Below are 5,397 nucleotides of genomic sequence, written 5' to 3'. Positions count from 1 at the left end.
TGATCTGTCGTTAATCTATTGTTCTCGCTTTGACCTTTTGCAGATGACTTACCATCTATTATTTTATCAATCGTTTTGCGAAAGCGTTCAAAAGAAATTGGCTTCAGCAAATAATCGATAATATTAAATTCATAACTCTCTACGGCATATTCTGAATAGGCAGTTGTGAGCACAACTAACGGTGGACTGGCCAGCGACCGTAAAAAATGCAAACCAGTCATTCCGGGAAGCTGAATGTCAAGAAACATCAGGTCGACTTCGAATTGATTTAAGACTTCTTTTGCTTCCAGCGCATTATTACAAATGGCTACCAGTTCGCATGTGTCTATTTTTTGCAGGTGGCTTTGAATAACCTGCTGGGCAAGCGTTTCATCTTCAACTATTATGCATTTTATCAATCGGGTCAGTTTTTATTATTAGTGAAACCGTGTAAGCGTTCTTGCTTAAAATTACATCAAGCGTGTGAGAGTCCGGGTACAATGCTTCCAGTCTTTTCTTAGCATTTGTAATTCTTAAATCACTCTTTCTTATAGTTTCTTTATCAGTTTGAATTATATCAAGAGCATAAGATTCAGGGTAAACTAATTCAAGTAAACTGCGGCTGTTCCTGATGCCGGTTCCAGGCATTTTTTTTGCCTGTGTTTCCAGGTCGGTGTTAGTATTGTTAATTACATTTAAAACAATTTGTTCGGCACTTGCTTTTATCGTAACATAAATAAATGCGTCGTTATAGGAATTATTAAATGCATGTTTAAACCCGTTTTCAATAAATGAGATAAACAGAAAAGGTTCAATCATAACTCCCGCGGTGTCTCCTTCAACAGTAAACTGCACATCTGCTTTGTATCTTATTTTTTCAATATCGATGTAGTTCTTTATAAATTCTATTTCTTTATCTAGCGAAATTTTTTCCTCGTCGCAATCATAAATCATGTAACGCATCAGGTCAGCAAGTTTTACAACTACTTCCGGCGTCTTATCTGATTTCTGAAGGCTTAATGAATAAATACTGTTTAAAGTATTGAAGAAAAAATGCGGGTTTAACTGCGAGCGCAAATACTTTAATTTGAAATTGGCATTGTCCTTTTCAAGCGATGCGATAATAACTTTTTCGTCAAAATTTCTTTTAAGAAATGCAATGCCGGTTGCGAATGAGAGATTAATAACAAACCATAAACTCTCACGTATAAACGTAGACGAAGAGAGGGTAAAGTAAGGTTGAAAAGACTGTAGCAGAGCAAGCGGATTTTCATTAAGATGTACAAACGAATAAAGAAACCGTAGAAACACAATAACAATACCATACAAAGCTGCGGAAATAATGCTAAACCATACATACCGTTTTGTAAAAAGCAGCCACGGAATAATTGCTTTTGAATATAAAAAATAGAAAGGAAATAAAAGCAGGCTCACTAACAATAGTATCGGTAAAAATATAAGGTCCTTATAAAAAAAGGAAACAAAATTTACCAACGGATAAAATATAAAAACAAGAATCCAAAAAAATATTTCGGGTTTATAAAATGGTTTTACCGGGCGGTCGTTATCGTATTCCATAAAGAGAAAGTTTTGAGAATACTAATCTAATGAGGCTAATTCAATCGGATAAATTATTTCGACAACTTATAGAATACTTTAGATGAATAGAATATTTGGCGCGGCCTTTATATTTTTTTGGAATATTCTTTAAGCGTTTGGCTTTCACTTTTAGTTAAACTATTCATGCCGTGCTTGTTTATTTTATCAAGTATTCTATCGATTTCTTTTTGTTGATTCGCTTTTTCGAGATTGTATTGTTGGTCAATATTGTAAACTTTTTCATGGGTTTTGAAAAAGAAGTTGTCGATCAATAGGAACTGTGGCCTGGTTACTATTATGTAAATAAAAACAACTGTAGGAACTACAATAATTAAAATAGTTAAGTAGTTATCAACGAAAGCAACGGGTTCCATTAGAACGGCTACGATCATACCAACCAAAGCTCCGCCCAGGTGGGCCTCATGCCCGATATTTCCTCTCTGCGATTTAATTCCGTAGATGGAATACAGCACGAACAGAATTCCAAAAAGCCACCCGGGAATTGAAATGGGCACGAAGAATAGTCCAACACTCATTCCCGGAAACAGGGCGATAGACGCAAATATAATTCCGCATACTGCGCCGGATGCGCCAACAGAAGTGTAATCGCCGTGGTTTTTGTGCACCAACATTGTAAATAAATCACCACCAACCAAACTGGCTACATAAACTATCAAAAATTTTAATCCACCCAGGTAATCTTCAACACTCCCACTAAATAACATAAGGCTTATCATGTTGACAATAAGGTGCATCCAGCTAACATGCAGAAATCCTGAGGTAATAAGTCTTTTATAATCCTTGTTGATTAATATTTTATCAACTTCAAATTTATAACGATCAAAAAACTGTTCGTTTATAAATCCTTTATAAGAAAAGACAACATTTACAATCAATATAATTAGTGCTATTGTTCCCGTATTACTCATGATTGCTGAGGTGTGTATTATTTTTGCTAATGTTTATATTCATTAGGCAGTCCTGGAAATGGCTATTTGCTTGAACCCTCGCCAAATTTAAAATTAAAAGTTTGTAACTGTTAGGGTGGTCGGTTTTGTCCCACAACTTTCATTCCTTTTTAATTAAAAATCTTAATCTGGGAAGTCATAAGCATTTCCTTAAATCGGGTATACGTTGTCGTTACTGCCATCTCTTTGTAGCGCTTCCATATATTTCATTTCCGGCAAAGGCTTTTAAGTATATTAGCATTGCAAAAATTTTAGCTAAAGCTTCAATATTGCTGCAAATACTGAGAATAGGTTCATCATCAATAATAAAAATAAAGACTATGGCAACAACTGAATTGAAAGCCCCAGCCGCGAGTGAAAAGGAAGCAAGGCGTAACCGGAATAACGCGGTACTTGCAGGTTTCCTTGGATGGACATTGGATGCTTTTGATTTTTTCATTCTCACTTTTGTTCTCGCCACCGTTGCTACCGATTTTCGTAAGACGATTCCCGAAATGGCTTTAACGCTCACCGCCAGTCTTGCCATGCGTCCGGTTGGTGCTTTGATTTTTGGTTTGATGGCCGACAGGTATGGACGAAAGGGCCCTTTGATGATCACTATTATTTTTTATTCTGTGATGGAGATATTGTCCGGGCTGGCTCCCAACTATAGCATCTTTTTACTACTGCGTTTATTGTATGGGATCGGTATGGGCGGCGAGTGGGGCGTAGGCGCTTCGCTCGTGATGGAATCTGTATCCGTAAAACGGCGTGGATTTTTATCAGGGGTTTTGCAGGAAGGATATGCTTTAGGTTTTCTGTTGGCTGCAGGCGCTTACTATCTTATTTTTCCACGCTTCGGGTGGAGGGCGATGTTTTTTATCGGGGGCATGCCTGCTTTGGTCACCTTATTTATTCGGGCCAAAGTAAAAGAAACCGCCGCGTGGAAAGCAAACAAATCAACAGACTGGAAGGAGTATGGAATTGCGGTAAAAAAACATTGGAAGTTATTCTTGTATCTCATTCTCCTTATGTCAATGATGAATCTTATTTCTCATGGTACGCAGGATTTGTATCCAACATTTTTACAACAACAAAAACATTTTAGTCCGCATGAAACAGCCATCATAACAATGGTTTCCATGGTGGGTGCTATTTTGGGCGGGTTATTTTTTGGTTACTTGTCCGATCGGTACGGCAGAAAAAAAATGATGGCAGCTGCGGTAATTCTTGCCCTTGTATTAATTCCATTATGGCTGCTGGCCGGCGGAAGTATATTGATTGCGTTAGGCGCTTTTGGAATGCAATTTATGGTGCAGGGAGCCTGGGGAATTATTCCGGCGCATATCAATGAATTATCACCGGGACCGCTGCGTGGTTTCTTTCCTGGCTTTGCCTATCAGCTTGGTGTTTTAATTGCATCAGGCATTGCATATGTGGAAGCAGTACTTGCCCAAAGGGTGAGCTATGCTACTTCGATGGAGATACTTGCCGGCTCTGTTTTGGTTCTCGGTGCAATAGTAATCCTTGCCGGGCCAGAAGCAAAAGGAATTCATTTTCATGAAGAGGTGGCGGCGGATATTGTTATTACATGATTTATGTAATCGCTTGGAATGTCAAAAATGGACCGGCGATAAAATAAAAAATTAAATTGATCCTTTAATATCATTTGTATTTAAGGGTATGCCTTACAGTTAGTTCCTATATGTTTTTACACTAAGTGTTGGCAGGCTATCTCAAAGAAAACTTGCCGGCGAAATAATCACGCAAATTGTTCTTTATATTGATGAACTCCGGGGTCCTGGCCGGGAGCCGACTGGGAACCGCCCTTTCCGTTAATCTCCCTACGTTATCTTATTTCGATTATTTATTTTGATATAAAAAACCTTTCTTGCTCAACATTGTTTTTTTTGAAAAGTAAAAATCTATTGAGGACTTTATTCCAGGGAAAGCCCGATCGCGTATAAAACCGATTCCGCAACAAATGAAAAATGGAAGTTTTGCGCTGGCTGACATGCGTCTTTGCCAGACTTTTATTGAATAAATTGTTTTTACTTTGATCAAATTCTTCCCATTCAAACGATTCAATATGAAATTTAAAAAAAGTATTGCGCTCAGGAATTTATTCACCTGCATTTGCCTTTTTTTTTATAGCAACATCTTCGCCCAGTACAAGCCCACATGGGAATCCCTCGATACGAGGCCGGTCCCGCAATGGTACACCAATGCGAAGTTTGGAATATTTATTCATTGGGGAGTCTATTCTGTTCCTGGATATTCTTCCAAAGGCCAGTATGCCGAGTGGTATCAAAATGGTTTAAAGAGCGGTGATTCGGTAAGAATAAAATACCAGCAGGAAAATTTCGATGACCGTTCTTATTATGACCTGGTGAAAAATTTTCATGCTGAATTATTTGATCCCAATGCATGGGCGCAATTAATTGAAAAATCTGGTGCAAAATATGTTGTACTTACGTCAAAGCATCACGATGGATTTTGCTTATGGCCAAGCAAAGAAGCCGACAGGGATTGGGGTTTTCCATGGAATGCAGTATCCGCAGGCCCGCACAGGGATTTGTTGGGCGATCTTTTTAAAGCGCTTCGTAAAACTTCCGTACATGCAGGCATGTATTATTCCCTGTACGAATGGTACGATCCTTTGTGGTTAAGCGACAGGAATAAGTATGTGAGCGAACACATGTGGCCGCAAATGAAAGAACTCATCAATACCTATCAGCCTGATGTTTTCTGGACAGACGGAGAATGGGATGCGCCGGCAGCCACCTGGAAATCCCAGGAGTTTCTCGCGTGGTTGTACGATGACAGCCCTGTTAAAGATAAGGTAGTAACATATGACCGTTGGGGGAGCGGC

Annotated in this window: 5 protein-coding genes; 2 read left to right on the top strand and 3 right to left on the bottom strand. The window is 38.7% G+C overall.

Annotated elements, in window-relative coordinates:
• From ACO1O5_RS19305 to ACO1O5_RS19295, 3 genes are all read right to left on the bottom strand, one after another.
• A partial coding sequence (locus ACO1O5_RS19305) for a LytR/AlgR family response regulator transcription factor (protein WP_486273170.1) occupies positions 1-398 on the bottom strand: 398 nt, incomplete at its 3' end.
• Entirely contained in the window at positions 376-1,557 is a 1,182-nt protein-coding gene (locus ACO1O5_RS19300; RefSeq protein ID WP_486273168.1) for a sensor histidine kinase, read from the bottom strand. The genes ACO1O5_RS19300 and ACO1O5_RS19305, both read right to left, overlap by 23 nt.
• Positions 1,558-1,664: 107 nt before the next feature.
• The gene (locus ACO1O5_RS19295; RefSeq protein WP_486273166.1) at positions 1,665-2,507 is read right to left on the bottom strand and encodes a rhomboid family intramembrane serine protease; all 843 of its coding nucleotides are present in this window, start codon (positions 2,505-2,507) and stop codon (positions 1,665-1,667) included.
• A gap of 359 nt (positions 2,508-2,866) precedes the next feature.
• Here ACO1O5_RS19295 and ACO1O5_RS19290 point away from each other — a divergent pair, with 359 nt between their 5' ends.
• Positions 2,867-4,120, top strand: coding sequence for an MFS transporter (locus tag ACO1O5_RS19290; RefSeq protein WP_486273164.1), 1,254 nt, complete (start codon positions 2,867-2,869; stop codon positions 4,118-4,120).
• Positions 4,121-4,614: 494 nt separating this feature from the next.
• Positions 4,615-5,397, top strand: a 783-nt coding sequence (locus ACO1O5_RS19285) for an alpha-L-fucosidase (protein WP_486273162.1), incomplete at its 3' end; no start/stop codon positions are given.

It is taken from the genome of Ginsengibacter sp., from assembly GCF_057362405.1.
Note: the sequence above shows the minus strand (reverse complement) of the source record. Positions and strands in the feature narration are given on the sequence as shown.